The sequence below is a fragment of the Sorangium sp. So ce375 genome, assembly GCF_051473855.1.
Lineage (GTDB): Bacteria > Myxococcota_A > Polyangia > Polyangiales > Polyangiaceae > Sorangium.
Window position 1 is genome coordinate 11025678 of sequence record NZ_CP150335.1, and the last position, 23935, is coordinate 11049612.

A 23935-nucleotide genomic window follows, 5' to 3' on the forward strand; every position below is an offset into this window, starting at 1 on the left:
GGGCCGAGGCGGCGAATCGGCGGCTGGAGGGGCTGAGGCGGGGAATCAGCCGCCCGAAGGGCTGAACAGGAGGGGATAGGTCACGGTCACGATGCCGGCGTCCGGCGGCGGGAACGACAGCCCGTAGAACGAGCGCACCACGCAGCCGACAACGCCGGCGTCCGGCAGATCGGAGCCGCCGTTCTGGACGCTCGATACCGCCCCGTCGCGGCCGATCGCGAAGCCGACCGACACGCGCCCGGTGAGGCTCGGGTTGTTGCGCAGCCCGTTCTCGTAGCAGAGCCGGAAGCGGCCGAAGTTCTGCCGCACGATGCGCTGGATGACCTCGGGCGGGATCCGGCCCGACACCGACGGCGACCCGACCCGCATGCGCGGCGCGCTCGCCTTGTGGCCGGGGCCGCTGCCGAAGCGCGACGCGCCGACGCCAGGGCCGAAGCCCGGCCCGTCGCCGACGCCGCTCCCGTGGTTGATGGTGCCGATGGCCCCGATCCCGATGCCCGCCAAATGCCCACCGCCGCCCTCGCCGACGCCGGTCAGCCCGAGCCCGCCCACGCCGCCCGACTCGTCGATCGTCTCACCCCACATGTTGCCGATCACGCTCCTCTCGCCGTTGCCGAGCGTGTCGGCCCCGCCCCAGGGCGCCGAGAGCGCGTTGGGATCGCCGCCGGACCCCGCCTGGAGCACGCCGATCATGCCGAAGCGCGCCGCGTCGTCGAGCGCCTGCGCCCTCGAGATCCGCACGTCGCGGTTGTCCTTCGGCCCCGCGATCTCGAACCGCCCGCCCGTCTTCCGGCTCGTCTCGCTCCCGGCCTTGCCCGACTCGCCCATCGCGGCCGCGCCGGAGCCGCCGTCGCGCTCGGCCGGACGGCTCGCGTCGTCCGCATCCTTCGATTCGGGCAGCTCCTTCTCGGCGATCGCCCCGATCGCCTGCGCCATGAGGTACGCCTGCTCCGCGCTCACGCCGCCGTCGTCGGCCATGGCGAGCGGGGGCATGAACGCGGCCATGGCCCCGAGCAGGCCGACGTGGAGCAGCGTCGAGAGCGCGGTGAACGGCAGGCTGCGGCGGTCGAGGCCCGCCTTGCCCGCGACGCGGCGGCCCGCCCTGCCCACCGCCACCTCAAAGCCGAAATCGCCGAGCTCGAGCTTCGCGCGAGCGCCGGGCGGCAGCTCGATCCGCTGCGCCCCGTCGAGCTCCGCGCACGGAACGGCGCGGCCCGAGGCGATCGCCTGCGCGATCGTCATCCTGCAGCTGCCGATCTCGATGGATCCCGACGCGCCCGCCGGGATGACGGCGCTCACGCCGCCGCCCTCGCCGACGAGCACGAGCGGCGCCCGCGCCGCGCCCAGCCGCTCCGCAGGGATGAAGAAGTCGCACGCGCCCTCGACGCCGTCCGCCTCACCCACATGGAAGGCCCGGGGCGGCGTCAGGTGGGCCACGTGAAGCGGGGTGTTCCCCCACCGGATGAGCACCTCGAGCGACAGCGCATCGGTCTCGCACTCCTCGGCGGGGACGTCCGGCGCGCTCTTGACCAGCGCGTACGTATACGAGCCCTCCGGCGCGTCCGCGGGCACGTCGGCCTCGATGGCCTGATACGGGCTGAAGGGCAGCTTGCTGAGGAACGGATTCGAGGGTGCGATGCCCGGAGCCATCTTGAACGTGTCCATCGGAGACCAGCCCTTTCCCTGCTCGCGCTCGCGCGCATGTCCGCGCGGCGAGCGGTCTGAATGGAGCGAGCCCCCGAGGGCCCGCCTCTCTCGGCGCTCCTCAACGCACGCGCGGCGAGCTTCACCGCTCTCTGCGTGCGCCGCGGAGCACCGCGTCCACGCCGAGGATCGACAGCGCCGCCCGCCCCAGGTTCCGGAGCCGCGCCGCGATTTTCAGCGGCGCATGCGCGCGCCGGCGGGTTGAATACCTTGGACCGCTGCCCGGCGCTTCCGGGTGGTGGTGGCTCGCGCCATCACCCCGCGGGATCGCGCCGCCACCTCGAGCGGAACCGGACGGAGGCGGACGGAGGCGGACGGCGCTCGCTCGGGCGCAGCGCCCGCGCATCCCCGGGAGATCGCCGGAGCTTGAGGTGACGTGGCGCCCCCGGCGACGGACGCCAGCCGCTGGCACGGAAGCTGCGAATAACGTTGGGCACGTCGGCAACGTCGGGTGCGTTGGCGACGGCGTCGCGGTCGACGCCGTTGTCGACGTCAACCACGTGCGACCGCGCGGAACGGAGCGCGGCGCGCCGACGCCCGCCGGCGCTGCCCGGCGCGGGTCCACGCCCGCGGTCCTGCGGCGACGTGGCCGGGCAGCGCGCGCTGTGCGCCGGGCCGCGGCGGACATCCACCGATCGAGACAACGAAGGAGTCGAGCGTATGAGCAACAGGCGATTGTCCCATGTCCTCGCAGGGGTTCCGCTGCTCGGGTGCCTGCTCGCGATGCCGTCGACGGCGCGCGCGCAGCACGAGACGCACGTCTACGGGATCGCGAGCTTCGGGCACGCCGGAGAGTGCGAGGACGACACAAGCCTGTCGCACTCGGTGCACACGAGCACCGCCGCCGCGTTCGCGAGCACGTTCACCCTCCTCGACTCGGTCTCGCTCTGGGATGAGGTCTCGACGCGCAACAACACGAGCGCCCGCGGGAGCTACTGGACCGACTCGAGCCAGGCGGCGTCCTGCGCCTGCTCGTCGAACGACATGGCGTCCGGCGCGGGCGCGGACGAGGCCGACGTCGTCTTCATCCACACGCACGGCTGGCACGACGCCGGGAGCTCGTCGACGCCCGCCTACAGCGGCCTGGTCATGGGCAACGGCAGCTACGATTGCGGCGTCCTGACGAACGAGAACATGCTCTTCGGCAACCCGGGCACAAGCGGCGATCTCGAGATCGCCGTCGTCAAAGCGTGCCAGTCGGGCGACTACGATGTGTGGAAGAACGGCGGGTACCGGCAGCAGATCACGACCACCGACAGCACCATGACGATGTGGAACGCGTTCCACGGCGACTCGTCGTGCGGCAATCACGTGAAGGACTATGTGGGCGACTACTCGATCAGCTCCATCTCGAACGGGGTGGGAGAGAACTGGATCGACGAGGCGTACGACGACAGCGCGTTCAGCAACGACGACGACTGCCCCGTCTCCATCGTCTTCGGCTCGTCGTTCGCGTCGCGGGAGCTCATGTACGAGTACGGCGGGTGGCGCGACCGGAAGAACACCGGCCTGAAGACCGGCTCGACCATCTACTACATCGCCGGCTGCGACCCCTCGCACGGGCGCGTGTTGCCCGGCGGATGAACGACGAACGACGCGTGTTGCCCGAGGAATTCGAACGACAGGAGACATGACGATGACGACGCGAACGATTGGTTTCTGGGCCGCGCTCTCGATGACCCTCATCGCCTGCGGGGCGCCCGAGGTCGCGACCGAAGGGGGCGGCGACGACGGCGAGATAGCCGCGGCCGCGCAGGCGCTCGAGGGGTTCACGTTCAACTCGCGGGAGATCGCCACGGCGCCCGCCGCGAAGCTCCCGGATGCCCGGCTGACGCTGCGTTCGTTCGATGACGCGCTCATCCAGCGCTCGCTCATCGGGGCCGATCAACCGTTCACGCCGCTAGGTGAGCTGGGACGCCGGACGGAGCACGAGTCGGCGGACTGGACCTATGAGAAGGACCCGACGCAGGGCCAGGTGCTCGTCCTGCGAAAGACGCCGAGCGGGCCGCGCACCTCGCCGGACGAGGCGCTCCTCCGGCGGAACGCGCTGGCGCGCCTGAACGGCTGGGGCATACCGAACGACGAGATCGGGGCGGTGGTGCAGCGGAGGACGCTGCGCGAGGATCAGGACGGGACGGCGTCGAGCGCGCCGGAGGTCCATCGTTACAAGACGTTCGTGTTCCGGGCCGTCAACGGTGTCCGGGTCCAGGGGCACCGCGCGGTCGTGACCCACACGCTCGATGGGACATTCAACCGCGCCCTCATCCGGTGGCCTGCCATCGCCGCGAGTGGCCATCGGCTCCGGACCGCGCTCGCGGCGCCGGAGATCGAGCGGCGCGCCGCGGAGGCGCTCTCGGCAGAGGGGGAGAGAGGCGGCAGCGTACGGCTGCGCTGGAAGTACGTCGCCACGCCCCTCACGAGCGGAGAGGTGACCCTGACCCTGACAGTGGGCGCGATCCTGGGCGCCGAGGTCACGCGCGGCGGCGTCACCGAGGAGCCGCGCGAGGTCGACGTCGATGTCGCCGCGCTGTGACGCGCGCGCCGGTGGAGAGTCGCCCCGCGCCGGGCAGCGCGCGGGGCGAGGCGGTGTGAAACCGGATCGTAATATCTCGGCGCTCGCTGGTTAACCGCTCCGAACCCGAATGGCGAGGCCATCATGAAAACGCGCCGGCAACTCGCCGCGTCGATCGCGCTCCGCCCCCCCGGACGATCCAAGCCGCATCGTTGATCTACATCTGCGCAGTCGGCCAGGACACACGAGTTGGGGTAGCCGTGCACCCGTCCTCGCAGCTATAGTGACGACCATGGGTGCGGCCCGGAGCAACGGTCAAGACCCCCTCATCGGCGCGACGATCGCCGATCGATATCGGATCATCTCGCTCATCGCGCGCGGGGGGATGGGCAAGGTCTACAGGGCAGAGCAATTCGCGCTCGGTCGGATCTGCGCCCTCAAGCTCCTCCTCCCCGATGAGCGCTTCGAGCAAGATCCGGAGTTCTTCCGACGCTTTTCGCGCGAGGCCTCAACCGCGGCGCGGCTCACCCACCCGAACTCCGTCACCGTCTTCGATTACGGCCGGGACGATCCTCGTGGGATATACTTCATCGCGATGGAGTATATCGCTGGACGCACGCTCCACCGCGTGCTCCACGACGAGGGCGCGCTGCCGGAGGCGCGCGCGAGCCGGATCGCGCGGCAGATCTGCCGCGCGCTCACCGAGGCGCACGGCCTCGATCTCGTGCACCGGGATCTCAAGCCGAGCAATGTGCTCCTCGTCGACCAAGGTGACGAGAAGGACTTCGTCAAAGTGCTCGACTTCGGCCTGGTCAAGGACGTCTCGGGACAGCTGGACGACCTGACCCAGAAGGGCCTGTTCATCGGCTCTCCCAAGTACACCGCTCCGGAGCAGGCGATGGGCCACGAGGTCTCGCCGCGCGCGGACATCTATGCGCTCGGCGTCCTGCTCTACGAGATGCTCTGCGGCAAGGCGCCGTTCGACAAGAAGGTGGCCTCGGCGACGCTCATGGCCCACGTCAGCGAGCCGCCGCCGCCGCTCGCCGAGCACGCCCAAGGCGCGCTCGTATCGCCGGCGATGGTGGCCATCGTGATGCGTTGTCTCGAGAAGAGCCCGGACAGGCGCTTCCAGTCGATGAGGGAGTGTCTCACCGCGCTGAAGAGCGCGGTGGGCGAGCCGACCGACGCCTCGCGGGCCTCGATCCCCGACCGCCTGTCCGTTCCACAGCCCTGGGGCCCGTTGCCCTCCGTGCCGACGATCTCGGAGCCCCGCATCTCGGCCCTCTCGCCCTCTCCGGGCGAGCCGACCGTGTCGCTTCGCTCGCCGCAGCGCGACTCGCTCTCTCCGCCGCAGGCCCCCGCGACCTTCAGCGGCTCCGTCGCCCCGCCCCGTCACTCGACGGTGTCCCTCTATCTGGTGGCGCTCGTGGCGGCGGTCGTCGGTGGGGGTCTGGTGCTGGCGCTCGGCAGGCGCGGGGCGGACGCCGCGAGCCCCCGCGCCGCCGTCCAGGCCGCCCCTGTGCCGATCGCCGTGCCCGTCGAGGCATCGGCGGACAGGGAGCCCGTCGCAGCGGCCGAGTTGAGGATCGTGAGGATCGAGAGCGCCCCGCCCGGCGCCCGTGTGTCGGACCGTGGGACGGAGGTCTGCCTGGCGACGCCGTGCCGGCTCGTGTTGCAGGGCGCCGGGAGCAGGGCCGAGTACCGGCTCCAGCTGACCAAGCCCGGCTACAGGCCGGCCGTGCTGGTCGTACGCCCCGAGGACGAGACCGCCTCGGCGGAGCTCGAGGCGTTCGCGACGATCCTCCCGGCGGCCCCGCCGGGCTCGCGGACGGCCAGCGCGCCTCCAGAGCCAGCTCCGCCAGCAGAACCGGCGCCCGCCGAGCCCGGCACCGCCATCACGGCTGCCGAGCCCGGGGCCCCCACGGACGGCGCTGTCGCGGCCGGCGCTGACCAGCCGGATCCCGCGATGGCGGGCGCTGCCGAGCCCGGCGCTGCGCCGAGGGCGGCCGTCCTGCCAGAGCCTCCGAGTCCCGCGCCGGCCGTGGCGCCGGTCGCCCCCGAGATCCTGAGCTTCCAGGAGGGGATGACGCGCCCCGTGCCGCTCTCGGCGCCCGCGGTGGTCTACACGCGCGAGGCGCTGGAGGCGCGCGTCGAGGGGACGGTCCTGGCGAAGTGCGTGGTGACGACGGCCGGCAGCCTCACCGGTTGCCGGATCGTCAAGGGCGTACCCCACATGGACGAGGCGGTCCTCGCCGCGCTCGCAGCGAGCCGCTACCAGCCGGTCACCTACCAGGGCAGGCCCGTCAACGTCGGCTACGTATTCCCGATCAAGCTCGTGCTGCCCTGAGGTGGCAGCGCGCTCCGCGCTGAGCAATGACGGTGGCCGGGAGGCGAGCGACGACGTGAACGATCATGCCAGGAAGGGGCCGGCTCGCGCCGGGCTGGTTCTATGTCTCGCGGCGCTGCTCGGCTGCTCGCGGGAAGAGCCCTCTCAGCCGGCCGCGGGGAGCGGGGCCACGCGGCCGGCGGCGCAGCGGGCCGAGGTCGAGCCGGCGGCGGAGGGCGGCGAGATCACCGCGCTGGTGCAGCAGGCGCGGGAGCGCGCCCGGCGGGACGGCCGCGAGCTCGTCGTCTACGTGGGCGCGACCTGGTGCGAGCCGTGCACGAGGTTCCACGACGCCGTGAAAGCCGGCCAGCTCGACGCGGTCTTGCCCGCGCTGCGCCTGCTGGAGTTCGACCTCGACCGCGATCGGGATCGGCTCGCCGAGGCCGGCTACGCGTCGGAGATGATCCCGCTCTTCGTCGTGCCCAGCGAGGACGGCCGTGGAACGCCCCTCCGCATCGAGGGGTCGGTGAAGGGCGAGCGCGCGGTGGACGAGATCGTGCCCCGGCTCGCGGCCATCCTGAGCCGAGCGCGGACCTCGGCGCGGTGATCCTCGCCGCGCGCTGGCCGCCCCGCCCGCGCGAGCGCCGCGACGCGGCGGCCCTCGCGTCGCGGTGATCGCGTCGCGGTGGACGAGCGGAGGCCGCAGCGCCATGGAAGGGACCTCATGAGGACCGCCGCCCTGCTGCTCGCAACCGCCGCCGTGTCGCTCGCCGCGGGCTGCCGCAACGGCGCCGGCAGCGAGCCTGCCCAGCCCATGCCGAACGTCACGCCGATCGACACGCGCGCCTCCGCCGAGCCGGCAGTGGACGACGAGCCGCCCACGCCGCGGCCCCCCAAGGAGGCCGATCCCACGAGCACCGACGTGTTCGAGGGCACCGCGGGCGCCACCGACAAGCCGCGCGCCGGCGCGAAGGTCGCGGTCCTGCGCGACGTGCGGGCAGCCCGGCACGAGCACTACGATCGCATCGTGTTCGAGTTCGAGGGGGACGCGGTGCCGGGCTACCACATCGACTACATCGACAAGCCGGTGCGCCAGTGCGGCTCGGGCGAGGCCACCGAGATCGCTGGCGACGCATGGCTCGCGGTGCGCATGACCCCCGCGGCGGCGCACAACGACGCGGGCAACGCCACGGTCCCGTTCCGCGAGCGGAAGCTCGCGCTCGGCGTGACGCGGGAGATCGAGCGGACGTGCGACTTCGAGGCCGAGGTGACGTGGGTGCTCGGGGTCTCGTCGCCGAACCGGTACCGCGTCCTCGAGCTGACAAAGCCGGCGCGGCTCGTCGTCGACGTGAAGCACTGAGGCCGCGGCCTCCTGCGGCTCGCCGCGCCGCGGCCAGGCCGGAGGGCGTGGCGCGCGCCTCCGGAGAGCGCGGCGCGCGCCTCCCGCCGCTCAGCCGTCCAGCGCGGGCCCGGGCTGGCGCGCCGGCGGCGGGGGCGCGTCGGCCGCCTTGGGCGGGGGCAGCCTCCGCGGCGGTACGACGACCTGCTTCGGCGGCGGCGCGGCGGGGCCGCTGGACGGCCGCGGGATGTTGTAGACGCGCTTCGCCTGGATCGCCGTGGTTCGAAGGCCGTTGGCCCGCTTGATCGCCTCCACGGTGGTGCCGTACTGCCGGGCCAGCGAGCCCAGGGTCTGCCCCTTCTTCGCGGTGTGGCGCACGTACTGCGCCGCGGGCTTGATCGCCCCGCGCTTCACGAGCAGCGGATATGCGCGCGCGGCCGACTCCTGCGCGATGGGGCTGTAGAACCGGATGTGGATGTGGTTCGCGTGCCCCCGGGCATGGCGGATGAGCGGGCGCGGCTTCCTCGACCCGAGCTGGAAGACCTCGTCGAGCCAGTCCTTGTCCTCCCCGATCTTCAGCGCGTGCTCCTTGAGCAGCCGCTGCACGCTGCTGTCGATGAGGATGAGCTCGACGTCGGTCTCGGTGATGAGCGCCCGGACGAAGGCCCAGGTGCGCTCCCGATCGAGGTTCGCCGCCGTGGCGCGCTGGTACCAGCGGTGCCGCGCGTCGAGGAAATAGCTGATGTCGACGTCGCGCCCGGCCTGGTGGCTCTTGTGGGGAGAGAGGCGGCCGCCGTCGCGGGCGCTGATGTGCCCGATATAGAGCTTCGGGCTCGCCGGGAACTGCCGGTGCACCTCGGCGATCGCCCGGTCGAGCGCGTCGACCGTCTCGCGCGTCCCCCAGGCGTGGGCCGGATCCACGAGCTCCCACCGATCGCCTTCGGGCATCCGGACGCCGTTGAACAGCGCGCCCGCGTTGGTGGCGCCCAGCGACATCGGCCCGAGCGCCGCGGGATCCTTCGAGAACAGCTCCTCGATCTGGGCCTCGGTCATCGCCGCGAGCGGCGAGTGGACCCGCGCGCCGGTGCCGGGATCCGCCGGCAGCTCCAGGCCGTCATCGACCTCACCGCCGTCGTCGTCGACCTCCGTGTCGTGGGCGTCCGCGAGCGCAGCCTCCTCCTCGGGTGTCCCGGGCGGCGGCGCGCCGCCGCGCTGCTCGGCAGACACCGTGGAGGCGACGCGAAGCAGGCTGTCCTTGGAGCGCGCCGCCTCCGGCGCCCTCCCGGCGCAGCCCGCGAGGAGGAGGGCGCACAGGACGGAAACCAAGCTGCTGCGCCCCATCGCGCGCCACTATACTGGGACGACGGAGCGACGCCAACCGTGGCCCCCGCGCTGGCGCGGGCGCGTTCCACGCGACGCACGTTCAGCGCGAGGCTTGCCTGGCGTGACGGTGCGCGATGTTGTGCGGTGGTACGCGACGTTTTTCGGCGGCGCTCGCGTCCGCGCACGAGGGCGTTGCCGTCGCCGCGCCGGCGGCTACATGCTGCCCTCGTGCAACCGTCCCAGCGGAGCGGCCGCCCCGATCGGGCAGCCCGGGGGGCAGCCGCGACGGCGACGCCGCCGGGGCCGGACGACGCGCCGCGCCATCCCGATCGCGGCGAGCGCACCGGCGGGACCGGCGAGCGGCAGCCGGGCGGCGGGGGCCAGCAGAAGCTCTTCTCGGCCCGGGAGGCGGCGGGCAACGGGCCGGCGACGGTCGAGGGAGAGGTCGTTCGCGTCACCTACGAGAGCGAGTCGAGCGGCTTCCGGGTGCTGCGGGTGGAGGTCACCCCCGGCGCCCTGCCGGAGGTCTGGGTCGGCGTGTTCCCGCAGGTCGGCCCGGGCACACGCGTGCGCGCGACGGGGCGCTACGAGCGCGATCCCAAGCACGGCGAGCAGCTCAAGGTCGAGACGCTGCTGCCGATCGCCCCCGCCACGCTCGATGGGCTCGAGCGCTACCTCGGGTCCGGCATGGTGCAGGGCATCGGCCCGGCGTACGCGAAGCGGATCGTGGAGGCGTTCGGCGCGGAGACGCTGGAGATCCTCGACCGGTCGCCGGAGCGGCTCGCCGAGGTCCCCGGGCTCGGCCAGCGGCGAGCGCAGGCCGTCGCGAAGGCGTGGGCGGCGCAGCGGGCGATCGGCGCCATCATGATCTTCCTCCAGGCGCACGGCGCCTCCCCGGCGCTGGCGAGCCGCATCTACAAGCGGTTCGGCCCCCACGCGATCGACGTCGTCTCCCGCTCCCCGTACCGGCTCGCGCTCGACGTGTGGGGCATCGGCTTCAAGACCGCCGACCGGATCGCGCGCTCGATCGGCGTCCGGGCCGACTCGCCCGAGCGGGCGCAGGCGGGCGTGCTGCAGACGCTCGTGGATCTGTCGACGCGCGGGCACACGCTGGCGACGCGACCGGAGCTCGCGGAGCTCGCCGCGACGATGCTCGAGCGCGACGCAGCCGAGGTCGACGGCGCGATCGACGCGCTCGTGGCGAGCGGCCACGTGCGGATCGAGACGCTCGAGACCGGCGAGGTGGCCGTCTACCCGAAGGACCTCTACGAGGCCGAGGTGCGGCTCGCGCGCCGGATGCGCTCGTTGCTGGGCGACGGCGAGGACGACGCGGCGCCCGAGGCGCGCCTCGTGGAGGGCGTCGACGCGGCGATCGCCGCGTTCGAGGAGAAGACGAAGGTCTCGCTGGCGCCTGCGCAGCGCGACGCCGTGGCGCAGGCGGCGCGGAACAAGGTGCTGGTCATCACGGGCGGACCGGGCGTGGGCAAGACGACCATCGTCCGGGCCATCCTGTCGCTCTTCGATCGCGCCCGGCTCCCGGTGCGGCTCGCCGCGCCGACGGGCCGCGCCGCCAAGCGGATGAGCGAGGCGACGGGGCGCGATGCGGTCACGCTCCACCGCCTGCTCGAGTTCGACCCGAAGCAGCGCAAGTTCGGCCGCCAGAGGGGCCGGCCGATCGAGGCCGGGGCGATCGTTGTCGACGAGGCCTCGATGCTCGATCTGGCGCTCGCCGACGCGCTCCTGCAGGCGACGTCCGACGCGGCGCGGCTCGTGCTGGTGGGCGACGTCGATCAGCTCCCGTCGGTGGGGCCGGGCGCGGTGCTGCGGGACGTGATCGCCTCGGGCGAGGTGCCCACGGCGCGGCTCACGCAGATCTTCCGGCAGGCGGAGGGCAGCCTCATCGTCCGGAACGCGCACCGGATCCACGACGGCGAGCCGCCGGAGGGCGCGCGCGGGCCCGGCGGCGAGTTCTACGTCATCGAGCGGATCGAGGCCGAGGCGGCGGCGGATCTGATCCTCCACCTCGTGACGGAGCGCATCGGCAAGGGGTTCGGGCTGGATCCGCGGCGCGACGTGCAGGTCCTGACGCCGATGCACAAGGGCGACGCGGGGGCGATCACCCTGAACGCGCGGCTGCAGGCGGCGCTGAACCCCGAGGGCCCGAGCGTCACGCGCGGCGCGCGGACGTTACGGCTCGGCGACAAGGTGATGCAGCTCCGCAACGACTACGACCGCGAGGTGTACAACGGCGACGTCGGCTTCATCACGGACGTGAACACCGAGGAGCGGAAGCTCCAGGTGCGCTTCGACGATCGCGAGGTCAGCTACGAGGAAGCGGAGCTCGACGAGCTGACGCTCGCCTATGCGACGAGCATCCACAAGAGCCAGGGGAGCGAATATCCGGCGGTGATCGTGCCGATCCTCACCCAGCATTTCGTGATGCTCTCGCGGAACCTCATCTACACGGCGGTGACCCGCGGCAAGCGGCTCGTGGTGCTCGTGGCGGATCCTCGAGCCGTGTCGCTGGCGCTGGCGGAGACCCGCCGTGAGGAGCGCCGCACCCACCTCGCGGAGCGGCTGCGCGGCGCGCCGGCGCGCTCCGGCTCGGCGCGCGCGCTCGAGGCGCCCCTCGCCGCCGGCCCACGGCTCGACTAGGACGGCGCCCGAGAAGGCGAGCGACATGGGCGTCCGTGACGGCGATAGCGACAGCGAGCACGACAGGGATCACACGAGCGACCGCGAGGCGACGACGGCGACGCAAGCCGCAGCGCAGCCGGCTTCAGGCGCGGGGACGACGGCAAGGTCAGCGGCAGGTTTCACGGTCGCGACGCGTGGAATCACGGGCGGATGCGCGGGTGGAATCACGGGTGGAATCACGGGTGGAGCTTCATTCGGCCCGAAGGCCTCGACGGCGGTGAGACCCCGCGCGCTTCGAGCTCCCCCGTTGCCCGGCTGGGCCCTCCCTGCTAGCGTTCGCGCCCCTTCTACACGAACTACTGCCCCCATCATTTCGGCGCGTAGGGTACCGGGGCGAGGCTGGGCGATTCCTGCGCCTCGACGCGCGTGGGGGAGAGATCTCGGAGCATCGACGATGACGACCAACGGACAGCAGCAGGCAGCTGGGCTCAACATCACCGGAGGGGCGGCGATCGTCGCGCCCGTGAGCGCGTTTCCGAACGGCGTGCCGGGGAACGCGCTCATCGTCATCCCGATGAATAAGCCGACCGATGAGCTGAAGGGTCTCCTCGAGCAGGGTCCCGCGGCGGTGACGCTCGAGCAGATGTGGCAGCTCCTCGGCTTCAACGGGCCGGCCGTGCAGGTGCAGGACGATCAGGGGCGCCCTATCGCGATCGGCTTGGAGGACCTGCTCGCGGGGCTCGAGAAGCACTGGACCGAGCAGCCTGACGACCTGAACCGCGGGCGCATCTACGCGCAGGAGCTCCTCAAGCACAACCGGCTGGCGCGCGCCGAGCAGGTGCTCTCGAAGGTGGTCGCGAAGGGCGGCACGGGCGACGACTGGCTCGCGCTCGGCATCGCGCAGCTCTCGCAGGACAAGCACGACAAGGCCGAGGGGACGCTGAAGGGCGCGCAGAACCTGCTCAAGGACAACCCCTACCCCTCGCTGCACCTCGCGAAGCTCTACCAGGCGCGCAAGGACGACGCGAAGGAGCGCGAGTTCATCGAGAAGGCGATCGCGATCGACGTGGACTGTATCGACGCGTGGGCCTACCTCTTCCAGCACGAGAAGCAGCGCGGCGACGAGGCGAGCGCTGTCGCCGCGGTCGAGAAGTTCTCGGCCGACAAGAAGACGGCAGCGCCGTACATCGCGATCCAGGGCTTCTACGCGGCCAACGAGGAGACGCGGGACAAGGCGGTCGAGTACGCCAAGAAGGCGGTCGCTCAGAACCCGGACAACCCGCTGGCGTTGCTCTGCCTGTCGGCGCTCTACGGGCAGAAGAACGACCTCGAGGCGGTGGTCCGTCTGCTCCAGCCGCACGAGGCGAAGATGAGCCGCGACGTGCGCCTGGCGAACAACTACTTCGAGGCGCTGTTCCAGTCGCGCCAGCTCGAGAAGGTGACAAAGTTGCTGAATGCGCTCGCTGGCTCTCCGAACAAGGAGGTCAAGCAGTTCGCCATCGAGCGGTCGCGCGCCGTCGCTCAGTACCTGCAGCAGCAGCAGCAGCAGCTCGCCGCGGCGGCGCAGCCGGCAGCGCAGCGCAAGGCCTGACGCGCAGCAGCGAGCGTGGGGAGCGCGGAACGGCGCTCCTCCGCTGCCCTCCCGGCGCTCGCCGTCCGCCAGCGCTCAGCAACCGACGACGCGGCGGATGGCTTCCGCCGCGATGCCGCCCCGCAATCCGCCAGCGCTCAGCGACCGAAGGCGCGGCGGATGGCTTCCGCCGCGATGCCGCCCCGCAATCCGCCAGCGCTCAGCGACCGAAGGCGCGGCGGATGGCCTCCGCGATGCCGCCGCCCACAAGGCCGTCGGCCTTCAGGCGGTCCGTCGCCGCATGCTTCACGTGCTCGGGCGCCTGCGCCATGGCGAACGACCGCCCCGCGACCTCGAACATCGGCACGTCGTTGAGCCAGTCGCCGACGACGACCACGTCCGACAGCTCACAGCCGTGGTGCTCCGCGAGCCACGCGATCGCGGTCCCCTTCGTCGATCCTGCGGCGCGGACCATCATCGCGTAGATGCTCCTCTGATCGTCGCGCAGGAAGGGGAACGAGACGACGAAGGCCGCTTCACCGAGCTCGGACCGGACCTCCTCGACGGCCGCCGCGACCTGGAGCTCGGTCCCGATCGCCACCAGCGCGAGCAGGCCGTGCTCGTGCTCCCAGTACGGGTGCGACGAGACGCGCTCGACCTCGGCGATGGCGTGCGACCAGCCCCGGACATAGTGGACGTGCGGCGCGCCGGTCGCGTCGTGGACGATGCTGTCCTGCGCGAAGAGGAACGACGCCGTCGCGTGCCGCTCGGTGATCGAGCGCAGGAGGGACGCCTCGGCGCCGGAGATCGTCCGCGAGTACAGGTGCGCGTCGCCCTCGGTGTGCACGATGTGGCTGCCGTCGACGCACGCGATGGGACCGACCACGCCGATCCGCCGCGCGACCTCGCGCGTCCCCGAGTACAGGCGCCCGGTCGCGATCGAGACGGGGACGCCGGCGTCCTGGAGCCGCTGGATGGCGCGGAGGTCCTCTTCGTGGATGGAGCCATCACGACGGACGAGGGTGCCGTCGACGTCGAGGGCGAGGAGCTTGTAGGTCGTCACCGCGCTTGAGTAGCTCGGAAGCGCGTGGAGCGCAGCAGGCGGGACGTGATGCGACGGATCAGGACGCCCTCCCAGTGAGGAAGGCTCAGGAAGCGGGGTAGACCGACACCTGCTTCTTGGTGTTGGACTTCCACTCGTACGTCACGACGCCGTCGACGAGGGCGAAGAGCGTGAAGTCGCGGCCGGTGCCGACGTTGTGGCCAGCGTGGATCGAGGAACCGACCTGCCGGACCAGGATGTTGCCAGCGCGCACGGGCGCCCCGGCGTACACCTTCACCCCACGACGCTGCGCGCTTGAGTCGCGGCCGTTCCTGGAGGAGCCGCCGCCTTTTTTGTGAGCCATCTCTACTTCTCCTGCTAGGCGGTGATGCCGGTGATCTTGAGCTCGGTGTACGGCTGACGGTGGCCGTTCTTGCGGCGGTAGTTCTTCCGGCGCCTGAACTTGAAGACCACGATCTTCTTGCCGCGGTCCTGCCCGGTGATCTCGGCCGCGACGGAGGCGCCGCTCACGAGGGGCTTGCCAATCTTGGGAGAGTCACCGCCGACGAGGAGCACCTCGCTGAAGGTGACCTTGTCACCGGCATTGCCGACGAGCTTCTCCACCCGGAGCTTCTGACCTTCGGCGACCCGATACTGCTTGCCGCCCGTCTTGATGACCGCGTACATGGTGCGTCTTCCTCAACCTGGGGACCGCGATCCCTCACGATACGCCACGCAAATGGCCCTCGATCTGAGGGCCTGTGAGCGAGGGAGCGGCAGTATACGGACCTTCTCCGGCTTGGCAAGTGATTCGCGGCGGCGTCGCTCAGTTCTCTTGTCATCGCGCGGTTCGCCCCGGTTCGCCCTGGTTCACCTGGAGAATCCCCTGCGGCCCCGCGCCGGCAGCAACGCCCTGGAGGCCCGAGACAGAGCGCTGCACAGGCCGCGCGCCCGGCAGTCGCCAGCGTCGCGCCCGATAGCGGACGGCCGCGGCGCGTGAAGCGCGCGTCGAGCGCTTCGTTCGCCCTCACGCCTTGGTGAAGACGAACTTCTCGTCGGCCACGTCGACCTGCATCGTCTGGCCGGGCTGGTATCCGCCGGCCAGGATGGTCTCGGCGAGCGGGTTCTGGAGCTCGCGCAGGATCGCCCGCTTCAGCGGGCGAGCGCCGAGGCTCGGCTCGTAACCGAGCTCGACGAGCCGGGCCTTCGCGGCGTCCGTGAGGGCGAGGCGGATGTCCTTGTCCGTGAGCAGCTGCTCGAGGCGACGGAGCTGGATGTCGACGATGCCCCGGAGATCCTCCTTGCTGAGCGCCTTGAAGACGACGATGTCGTCGACGCGGTTCAGGAACTCGGGCCGGAAGAAGCCGCGCAGCTCCTCGAGCAGGACGTCGCGGATCGCCTCGCGCCCGTCCTCCGTGGCCCAGAGCTTCGCGTCGGTCTCGAGCACGCGCTTCGACCCGATGTTCGAGGTCATGATGACGACCGTGTTCGAGAAGTCGGCGAGCCGCCCGCGGCCGTCGGTGAGCCGGCCGTCGTCGAGGATCTGGAGCAGCAGGTTGAACACGTCCGCGTGCGCCTTCTCGACCTCGTCGAACAGGAGCACGCTGTACGGCCGGCGCCGGGCCGCCTCGGTGAGGAAGCCGCCCTGCTCGCTGTCCGCGTAGCCCGGGGGCGCCCCGATCAGGCGCTGCGCCATGTGGCGCTCCATGAACTCGCTCATGTCCATGCGCGTCAGCGCCTGCTCGTCGTCGAACAGGAACTCGGCGAGCGCCTTCGCGAGCTCCGTCTTGCCGACGCCGCTCGGCCCGAGGAAGAGGAACGAGCCGATCGGCTTGCCCGGATCGCGCAGGCCCACGCGCCCGCGGCGCACCGCCTTCGCGATCGCGCGCACGGCCTCGTCCTGGCCCACCACCCGCTGCGCGAGCCGCGCCTCCATCTTGAGGAGCTTCTCGGCCTCGCCCTCGAGCATCTTGGCCACCGGGATGCCGGTCCAGTCGTTGAGCGTCGCCGCCACGTCCGACTCCGCGACGACGTTCGAGGTCGGCGCGACCCCCTCCCGCTGCGCGGCCTCCTCGGCGGCCTGGAGCCGCCGCCTGATCTCCGGGAGCGTGACGTGCTCGAGCTCGCCGATCTTGGCGAACGCCTTGTCGCGCTGGGCGGCCTTCAGCGCCTCCGTCGCGGCGACGAGCTCCCGTCGAATGGACTGACACGCCGCGATCACGCCGCGACGCGACGCGTTGCGGCTGCGCATCGACGACGCCTTCGGCTCGATCTCCGCGAGCTCGGCTTCCAGGCGCGCGCGGGTCTGGACGCTGAGCTTGTCGTCGTCGTCGGCGAGCGCGGCGATCTGGGCGCGGAGCGCGTCGACCCGCCGGGTCAGCGTGTCGAGCTCGGCCGGCACGCCGTCGACCTCCACCCGCTTGCGGGCGGACGTCTCGTCGAGCAGGTCCACCGCCGTGTCGGGGAGCGCGCGGTCCGAGATGTACCGCTTGGCCAGCGCGACCGCCGAGGTGATGGCGCTCTCCCCCACGCGGACGCGGTGGTGGGCCTCGTACTTCGTGGCGATCCCGCGCAGGATCTCCGTCGCCTGATCGATGCTCGGCGCCTCCAGCGTGATCGTCGAGAACCGCCGGATGATCCCGGGGTCGCGCTCGTTGATCTTGCGCACGCCCTCGGGCGTCGTCGTGGCGATGATCCGGATCTCCCCGCGCGACAGGAGCGGCTTCAGGAGCTCTCCGACGCCGGCGCCCTGCACCCCCTGGCCGAAGAGCGCGTCGAGATCCTCGACGACGAGGATGCTCTCGACGTCCTGCTCGCCGCGCAGCCGGTCGACAAGGACCTTGAGGCGCTGCTCGATCTCCCCGCGGAGCTTCGCCCCGGCGACGAGCGCGCCGGTGTCGAGCTCGTAGAGGTGGGCCCCCGCGAGGTTCGTGGGCACGTCGCCGTGCGCGATCCGGTCGGCCAGGCCCCGGATGAGCGCGGTCTTGCCCACGCCGGGCTCACCGACGATGAGGGGGTGGTTCTTGAACCGCCGCTCGAGGATCTGCAGCAAGCGGCGCGCCTCGACGTCGCGGCCGATGACCGGGTCGAACCGCCCTTCGCGCGCGTCGGCGACGAGATCGCGGGTGTAGGGCGCGGGTTGACCCGGCTCGGCCGCGCTGGCCGGCGAGGGCGAGGGCTCCCGCGAGGCCGACTCCAGCGCGCCAAGGTGCGGCCGGAACGCGCCGGGACCGATGCCGAACGAGGAGAGGATCTCCCCCGCAGGCCCGCGGATCTCCTGGGCGAGCGCGTGCAGCAGGTGCTCGATGCCCACGTTCGCCGACTTGTCCCGGGTCGCCTCCCGCTCGGCGCGCCCGAGCAGATCGAGCAGGCGCGGGCTCACGTACGCGACGCCGCTGCCCCCCGCCCTGGACAGCTTCTTCAGCGCGTTCTCGGCGAGCTGAAGCACCTCGTTCGGATCGGCTCCCGCCCGCCGAAAGACCTCGGACACGCCCCGATCGCGCTCCAGCAACCTCATGAGCAGGTGCAGCGGCGTGACCTCGGCGTGCTGGCGCTCGTCTGCGATCTGCTGTGCGCCGGCGACGACCTGCTTCGCGTCGCTGGTATAGCGATCGAGGTGAATCGTCCCCTCTTTCTCGGCCATGCGCGCAGCCTACCGCAACGTAGCGCCCTGCGCGCTTGCATCTTTGGCCTCCCCGGGAAAGGAAAGAGGGCGAGATGTCTATGCAAGCAGCCGAAGTCACCATCTACGTCACCGACTACTGCGGATACTGCGCCATGGCGAAGCGCCTGCTGACGCAGAAGCAGGTGCGCTTCACGGAGATCAACGTGGAGAGCCGCGACGACCTCCGCGCCTGGCTGGTCAAGGCCTCCGGCCAGCGGACGGTTCCCCAGATCTTCATCAACGGAGCCAGCATCGGCGGCTTCAGCGAGCTCTCGGCCCTGGACAAGCAGGGGGGGCTCGATCCGCGCCTCGGCGAGGCGCCGAGCGCGGACGCACCTCCCATGCCGCGCTGAGACGGATGAGGGTGGCCGAGGTGGCGACGGAGAACCTCGCCGGACGCACCCCTGGGGCCCCGCCGGCGAAGGTGCACCCCGGCATGTGGAGGTGATAAGCTGCCGCGCGGGGACGGGGCGCAGCTTTCTTTGATACGGTTCGTCCATAGGGCTTCACGGGCTTCGTCCGCTTCCCCCAAGTCGCAACCGCCATGCCTAGCAGCACCGACACCACCGCCGCAGCGACCCAGCCGGTCGAGGGGGCGCTCGTCGGAAAGCGGGTGCAGAAGTACGAAATCGTACGGACGATCGGGCGTGGCGGGATGGGCACGGTCTACGAGGCGGTGAATACCGTCATCGGGAAGCGCGTCGCGATGAAGTTCGTCGACGCCGAGCTCGCGCAGAACAAGGACGCGGTCGCACGGTTCCACCGCGAGGCGCAGGCGGCGAGCGCCGTCGAGAGCGCGCACATCGTCGAGATCTTCGACGCCGGCTTCGCCGATGACATCCCCTTCCTCGTCATGGAGCTGCTCCGCGGCGAGGACCTGGGCCACCGCATCCGGCGCTGCGGCAGGCTCGACCTCGGCGAGGCGCTCCACGTGACCGCGCAGCTCCTCCGCGGCCTCCACCGCGCCCACGAGGCGGGCATCGTCCACCGCGACCTCAAGCCGGACAACGTCTTCCTTGTCGACCGCGACGACGACCGCAACTTCGCCAAGATCCTGGATTTCGGCATCTCGAAGGTGCGCCGGACCGACGGCACCCCGGCCCACACGTTGACCCGGCAGGGCACGGTGCTCGGAACGCCGTTCTACATGTCGCCGGAGCAGGCGCAGGCGCTGCCCGACGTCGACGGCAGGACCGACCTCTGGGCCGCCGGCGCGATCCTCTACGAGTGTCTCACCGGGCACCCACCGCACAGCGGCAGCTCGTACGAGCAGGTGATCGTCAACATTTGCATGAAAGACGCCCAGGACGTGCGGATGGGGAACCCGGCCGTCCCCGAGCCGATCGCGCGCGTCATCGCGAAGGCGCTCACGCGGGACAGGGAGGCGAGGTTCTCCTCCGCGCGTGATTTCCTGGACGCCCTCGTCGCCGGCGCCGGCGGGCTCCTCGCTTCACGGCGCAGCTCGAGCGATGAGCTCGGGGCGCACACGACGAGCGCTCCTGGCGCGTCCGGGCTGACGCCGGCGAAGCAGACGCCCGGCGATCCGAGCATCGGGCTGGATCCGACGCTCGAGGTGCACGGCAGCGGCTCGAAGGTGGGCTGGTCGAGCAGCGGGCAGACGGGCGCGCGCGACCCGCGGCGGCTCGCGCTCGTCGCGGTGGCGCTGGTGGCGCTGGTTGGCGGGCTCACCGGCGCGGTCCTTCACGCGCGCCGCTCGCCGGAGGCGGGCACGGCAGCCACCGCGCCTGCGCCGCCCGCCCAGGTCTCCGTGGAGCTCCGGACGAACGCGGAAGGCGCTCTCTTCACCGTCGACGGCGTCGCGCTCGCCGACCGCATGTTGCGCGGTCTCACGGGCGAGACGAAGCGGGTGCGGATCGAGGCCTCCGGCTACACGCCCGTGGACAAGGAGGTGACGCTCCAGGACGGCAGGTCCCCGATCGAGGTCCTGCTCCACCCGCTGCCTGTGGCCGCGACGCCGGTGCCGGCCGAGGCCGTGGCGTCGGCGCCCGCCGCGCCCACCTTGGCGCCCGCTGCGCCCACCTCGGCGCCCAAGGTCGAGACGAGCACGAACACGAAGAAGACGGCGACGCTCCCCTTCGCAGCGCGCCCCAGGGGCACGGGCACCGGCGCGAAGGCCGGCGCTCCGGCCCAGGTCACCCCGGCGGGTACGGCGTCGAAGCCGCCGGGGGTCGCGGCTGGCTTGCAGCTTAAGGTCGACTGAGGCGGGCTTGGGCAGATCGCACGGACGACTCACGCTCGCGCTCTGCGCGGCGACGCTCGGCCTGACGGTGCAGCTCTCGCCGGCGCTCGCGCAGGTCGAGCCGTACCGGCAGCACATGGAGAACGGCATCAAGCTGTTCCAGGACAGGAACTACCGGGCCGCGGTCGTCGAGTTCGAGGCGGCCTACAACGAGAAGCCGAAGGCCAGCCCGCTCTTCAACATCGCGCTCGCCGAGAAGGCCCTCTTCAACTACCCGAGGGCCATCGCGGCGCTCGAGCGCGCGCTCGCGCAGCACCGCGACACGATGGACGAGAGCGACGAGAGGACGGCGCGCAGCGCCATCGAGGAGATGCGCGCGCTCCTCGCCCGTCTCACGATCGAGCTCAGTCCACCGACCGCCACGCTGCTCATCGATGGCGAGGAACAGCCCCCCTCGTCCTCGGCGACGCGCGTCGTGGAGCTCGGGCCGGGGGTGCACCGCATCGGCGCGCGAGCCGAGGGTCACGCGAGCGCCGACCAGAGCGTCACCGTGGTGAGCGGCGAGCGCGACAAGAGGGTGAACCTCTCGCTGGTCCCGGACAGAGCCCCCGCGACCCCGGCGACGCAGCCGTTCACGCCGCCCCTACCCCCGCCGCCGAAGGCGGTGCCCCTCGCGATCCCGCCGCAGGGCTACTATGTGATCGGCGCCGCGTCATTGCTCTGGCCGCTCGGCCATCCGCGAGCATTCCCGAGGCCGGAGGCGAACAGCGGCGGGGCCGGCTCGATCCGGGTGGGTTACCGGGTGAACACCCCCGCCGCGTTCGACGTGATGCTCCAGTACGCGAACATCGCGACCGGGTCGGACGACCCGGCTTACCCGAACGCCAGTTACACGCTGGGCTCGACGCGCCTCGGGTTGAACGTCCGCCTGATGACCCCTGGGCAGACGTGGCGGTTCGTGGGCTCGATCGGGGGCGGTCTCACCTACGATTCCGTGAAGTTCGACAGCATCAAGACGCCGGAGGGGGACATCTGCAATGGCCTGTGCCAGAAGGCCGACGGGGTGAACGCGTTCGTGTTCTCCGAGGTGGGCGTCGAGCTCGACCTCGGGGGCGTGCTGCTCGGGGTCTCGCTGGACAGCTACTTCCAGTCGTCGCGCGGCATCAGCTACAAAAACAACGACCAAGACGACGTCACGCTCTACTCGGCCGTGCTGCTGCAGCTGGGAGGCAGCTTGCACGCCGGTTACGCGTTCTGGTGATCGGCCTCTGCCCATTCCGGCCGCTCGTTCCATCCTTGTTCTGCCGCTTGACGGATGTATCCTCGCACGCCCTCGCGGTGAGTCGGAGGTGGTTCGCCGTCCTCTCCAGCGGGGAGCATGGGCCGGGGATCGGCTGCTGCCGTCCTCTTCAATCAGTGTCAGTCGGGATCGGCCGCCGCCGTCCCCTCCAACGCAGGTCGGGATCGGCCGCCGCCGTCCCTTCAACGTCAGTCGGGGATCGGCCGCCGCCGTCCCCTCAACGCAGGTCGGGATCGGCCGCCGCCGTCCCCTCAAGGGGTGACCATGTCGCAAGATGCCATCACGTCGTTGCTCAAGGAGACGCGCCGGTTCGAGCCTCCGGCCGAGTTCTCGCGTCGTGCGCGCGTCGGCGCGCAGGCGACCTACGAGGCGCTCTACCGCGAGAGCATCGATCAGCCGGACGCGTTCTGGCGCCGGGAGGCGAGCGACCTCGTGTTCCGCACGCCGTGGGCCACGACCAGCGACTGGTCCCTGCCGCACGCCAAGTGGTTCCTCGGCGCCACCCTCAACGTCACGGAGAGCTGCCTCGATCGGCACCTGACGACGGCCACCAAGAACAAGGCCGCCATCATCTGGGAGGGGGAGCACGGCGCCACGCGCACGTTGACCTACGCCCAGCTCCACCGCGAGACGCTGCTGCTCGCCAACGCGCTCAAGCGGCTGGGCATCGAGAAGGGGGACCGGGTCGCGATCTACATGGGCATGGTCCCCGAGGTGGCCGTCGCGATGCTCGCCTGCGCGCGCCTCGGCGCCGTGCACACCGTGGTCTTCGGCGGCTTCGCCGCGGACGCGCTCCGCGATCGCATCCACGACAGCCAGGCCAAGCTCGTCATCACGCAGGACGGCGCGTACCGGCGCGGGCAGGTCGTGCCGCTGAAGGCGACCGTCGACAGGGCGCTCGCGCAGCCGGAGGCGAAGAGCGCGACGCGCGTGATCGTGTACCAGCACCTCGGCAAGGAGCGCTGCGAGGTGCAGATGACGGAGGGCCGCGACGTCTTCTGGCACGATCTGCTCGCCCAGGCCGCGCCCTCCTGCGAGCCGACGATCGTCGACGCCGAGCACCCGCTCTTCATCCTCTACACGAGCGGCTCGACCGGGAAGCCCAAGGGGGTGCTCCACACGACGGCCGGCTACCTGGTCGGCGCGCACGTCACGACGAAGTACGTCTTCGACCTGCGCGATGACGACATCTACTGGTGCACCGCCGACGTCGGCTGGGTGACGGGCCACAGCTACATCGTGTACGGCCCGCTCTCGAACGGCGCGACGTGCCTCATGTACGAGGGCGCCCCGAACTTCCCCGACTGGGGCCGCTTCTGGAGGCTCATCGAGAAGCACGGGGTCACCATCCTCTACACCGCCCCGACGGCCATCCGCGCCTTCATGCGGCAGGGCGACGAGTGGCCCGCGAAGAGCGATCTGTCGAGCCTCAGGCTGCTCGGCTCGGTCGGCGAGCCGATCAACCCCGAGGCGTGGGTCTGGTACCACCGGACCATCGGCGGCGGCCGCTGCCCGGTCGTGGACACCTGGTGGCAGACGGAGACGGGCTCGATCATGATGACCACGTTGCCCGGCGCGTCGTCGTCGAAGCCGGGCTCGACCGGGCTGCCGATGTTCGGCGTCGTGCCCGAGGTCGTGACGAAGGACGGCAAGCCCGTCGCGGCGGGCGAGGGCGGGCTGCTCGTCCTGAAGCAGGCGTGGCCGTCGATGCTGCGCACCGTCTGGGGCGACGACGATCGCTTCCGTAAGCAATACTTCAGCGACGTCGAGGGCTGCTACTTCACCGGCGACGGCGCTCGCCGGGACGAGGACGGCTATTACTGGGTCGTCGGTCGCATCGACGACGTGCTCAACGTGGCCGGCCACCGCATCGGGACGGCCGAGATCGAGAGCGCGCTCGTGTCGCATCCCGCCGTCGCAGAGGCGGCCGCGGTCGGTCGTCCGGACGACCTCAAGGGGCAGGCGCTCGTGGTGTTCGTCTCGCTCCGGCCGGGGAGCAAGGCCGGGCCGGAGCTCCAGGCTCAGCTCGCCGAGCACGTCGCCAAGGAGATCGGCAAGTTCGCGCGCCCCGACGCCATCCGCTTCGCGGACGCCCTGCCGAAGACCCGCAGCGGCAAGATCATGCGCCGGCTCCTGAAGGACGTCGCCGCTGGTCGAGAGCTGACCGGTGATACCTCCACGCTGGAGGACCTGAACGTCATGGCGAAGCTCCGCCAGCAAGAAGACGAGTGAGCCCCGCGGCGGCGCAGGGGCGCGGCCGTGCCCCTGCGACCGACGCGGCGACACCGGACGCAAGGGGCAGCGCTGACGCCGGCATC

At 71.5% G+C, this 23935-nt stretch carries 17 protein-coding genes; 11 read left to right on the forward strand and 6 right to left on the reverse strand.

Annotated features, from left to right (window positions below; all coding sequences use genetic code 11):
• Positions 1–45: 45 nt before the first annotated feature.
• Entirely contained in the window at positions 46–1665 is a 1620-nt protein-coding gene (locus WME90_RS41220; protein WP_437277578.1) for an AgmX/PglI C-terminal domain-containing protein, read from the reverse strand.
• A 699-nt stretch (positions 1666–2364) separates the two neighbouring features.
• Between WME90_RS41220 and WME90_RS41225 the strand changes: the two genes are divergently transcribed.
• From WME90_RS41225 to WME90_RS41245, 5 genes are all read left to right on the forward strand, one after another.
• Positions 2365–3288, forward strand: a complete 924-nt coding sequence (locus tag WME90_RS41225; RefSeq protein WP_437277579.1) for a hypothetical protein — start codon at positions 2365–2367, stop codon at positions 3286–3288.
• Between the two features lie 52 nt (positions 3289–3340).
• Entirely contained in the window at positions 3341–4237 is an 897-nt protein-coding gene (locus WME90_RS41230; RefSeq protein ID WP_437277580.1) for a hypothetical protein, read from the forward strand.
• Between the two features lie 271 nt (positions 4238–4508).
• Positions 4509–6563: a TonB family protein gene (locus WME90_RS41235; protein ID WP_437277581.1), complete on the forward strand. Its 2055-nt coding sequence runs from the start codon at positions 4509–4511 to the stop codon at positions 6561–6563.
• A gap of 1 nt (position 6564) precedes the next feature.
• Positions 6565–7149 carry a thioredoxin gene (locus WME90_RS41240; protein WP_437277582.1) on the forward strand — a complete coding sequence of 195 codons (585 nt, stop codon included), beginning with the start codon at positions 6565–6567 and terminating at the stop codon, positions 7147–7149.
• 117 nt (positions 7150–7266) lie between these two features.
• Positions 7267–7902, forward strand: a complete 636-nt coding sequence (locus WME90_RS41245; protein WP_437277583.1) for an AMIN-like domain-containing (lipo)protein — start codon at positions 7267–7269, stop codon at positions 7900–7902.
• A gap of 90 nt (positions 7903–7992) precedes the next feature.
• On the opposite strand, the gene WME90_RS41250 is transcribed toward WME90_RS41245, so the two are convergent.
• Positions 7993–9207: a LysM peptidoglycan-binding domain-containing protein gene (locus WME90_RS41250; protein WP_437277584.1), complete on the reverse strand. Its 1215-nt coding sequence runs from the start codon at positions 9205–9207 to the stop codon at positions 7993–7995.
• Positions 9208–9432: 225 nt separating this feature from the next.
• Between WME90_RS41250 and recD2 the strand changes: the two genes are divergently transcribed.
• Entirely contained in the window at positions 9433–11859 is a 2427-nt protein-coding gene (gene recD2, locus WME90_RS41255; protein WP_437277585.1) for an SF1B family DNA helicase RecD2, read from the forward strand.
• A 436-nt stretch (positions 11860–12295) separates the two neighbouring features.
• The gene (locus WME90_RS41260) at positions 12296–13432 is read left to right on the forward strand and encodes a tetratricopeptide repeat protein (RefSeq protein ID WP_437277586.1); all 1137 of its coding nucleotides are present in this window, start codon (positions 12296–12298) and stop codon (positions 13430–13432) included.
• 199 nt (positions 13433–13631) lie between these two features.
• On the opposite strand, the gene WME90_RS41265 is transcribed toward WME90_RS41260, so the two are convergent.
• From WME90_RS41265 to WME90_RS41280, 4 genes are all read right to left on the reverse strand, one after another.
• Positions 13632–14474, reverse strand: a complete 843-nt coding sequence (locus WME90_RS41265) for an HAD family hydrolase (RefSeq protein WP_437277587.1) — start codon at positions 14472–14474, stop codon at positions 13632–13634.
• Between the two features lie 85 nt (positions 14475–14559).
• On the reverse strand, positions 14560–14817 hold the full coding sequence (rpmA, locus tag WME90_RS41270) for a 50S ribosomal protein L27 (protein ID WP_272102141.1): 258 nt from the start codon (positions 14815–14817) through the stop codon (positions 14560–14562).
• Positions 14818–14831: 14 nt separating this feature from the next.
• On the reverse strand, positions 14832–15140 hold the full coding sequence (gene rplU / locus WME90_RS41275; protein ID WP_012240531.1) for a 50S ribosomal protein L21: 309 nt from the start codon (positions 15138–15140) through the stop codon (positions 14832–14834).
• A 340-nt stretch (positions 15141–15480) separates the two neighbouring features.
• The gene (locus WME90_RS41280) at positions 15481–18096 is read right to left on the reverse strand and encodes an ATP-dependent Clp protease ATP-binding subunit (protein ID WP_437277588.1); all 2616 of its coding nucleotides are present in this window, start codon (positions 18094–18096) and stop codon (positions 15481–15483) included.
• Positions 18097–18170: 74 nt separating this feature from the next.
• On the opposite strand from WME90_RS41280, the gene grxC reads away from it, so the two are divergent.
• The 4 genes from grxC to acs all read left to right on the forward strand — a co-directional run bounded on the left by grxC (position 18171) and on the right by acs (position 23849).
• Complete coding sequence (grxC, locus tag WME90_RS41285; protein WP_437277589.1) at positions 18171–18470, forward strand: glutaredoxin 3; 300 nt, start codon at positions 18171–18173, stop codon at positions 18468–18470.
• A gap of 191 nt (positions 18471–18661) precedes the next feature.
• Positions 18662–20338 carry a serine/threonine-protein kinase gene (locus WME90_RS41290; RefSeq protein WP_437277590.1) on the forward strand — a complete coding sequence of 559 codons (1677 nt, stop codon included), beginning with the start codon at positions 18662–18664 and terminating at the stop codon, positions 20336–20338.
• 7 nt (positions 20339–20345) lie between these two features.
• Positions 20346–21578: a hypothetical protein gene (locus tag WME90_RS41295; protein ID WP_437277591.1), complete on the forward strand. Its 1233-nt coding sequence runs from the start codon at positions 20346–20348 to the stop codon at positions 21576–21578.
• A gap of 303 nt (positions 21579–21881) precedes the next feature.
• Complete coding sequence (acs, locus tag WME90_RS41300; RefSeq protein WP_437277592.1) at positions 21882–23849, forward strand: acetate--CoA ligase; 1968 nt, start codon at positions 21882–21884, stop codon at positions 23847–23849.
• Positions 23850–23935 lie beyond the last annotated feature (86 nt).

Bases quoted from the DNA above. Each gene is read 5' to 3' on its own strand.
- WME90_RS41220 (WP_437277578.1), bottom strand. From the start codon at position 1,665: ATGGACACGTTCAAGATGGCTCCGGGCATCGCACCCTCGAATCCGTTC.
- grxC (WP_437277589.1), top strand. From the start codon at position 18,171: ATGTCTATGCAAGCAGCCGAAGTCACCATCTACGTCACCGACTACTGC.
- WME90_RS41290 (WP_437277590.1), top strand. From the start codon at position 18,662: ATGCCTAGCAGCACCGACACCACCGCCGCAGCGACCCAGCCGGTCGAG.
- rpmA (WP_272102141.1), bottom strand. From the start codon at position 14,817: ATGGCTCACAAAAAAGGCGGCGGCTCCTCCAGGAACGGCCGCGACTCA.
- WME90_RS41225 (WP_437277579.1), top strand. From the start codon at position 2,365: ATGAGCAACAGGCGATTGTCCCATGTCCTCGCAGGGGTTCCGCTGCTC.
- WME90_RS41260 (WP_437277586.1), top strand. From the start codon at position 12,296: ATGACGACCAACGGACAGCAGCAGGCAGCTGGGCTCAACATCACCGGA.
- WME90_RS41230 (WP_437277580.1), top strand. From the start codon at position 3,341: ATGACGACGCGAACGATTGGTTTCTGGGCCGCGCTCTCGATGACCCTC.
- acs (WP_437277592.1), top strand. From the start codon at position 21,882: ATGTCGCAAGATGCCATCACGTCGTTGCTCAAGGAGACGCGCCGGTTC.
- rplU (WP_012240531.1), bottom strand. From the start codon at position 15,140: ATGTACGCGGTCATCAAGACGGGCGGCAAGCAGTATCGGGTCGCCGAA.
- WME90_RS41245 (WP_437277583.1), top strand. From the start codon at position 7,267: ATGAGGACCGCCGCCCTGCTGCTCGCAACCGCCGCCGTGTCGCTCGCC.
- WME90_RS41280 (WP_437277588.1), bottom strand. From the start codon at position 18,096: ATGGCCGAGAAAGAGGGGACGATTCACCTCGATCGCTATACCAGCGAC.
- WME90_RS41235 (WP_437277581.1), top strand. From the start codon at position 4,509: ATGGGTGCGGCCCGGAGCAACGGTCAAGACCCCCTCATCGGCGCGACG.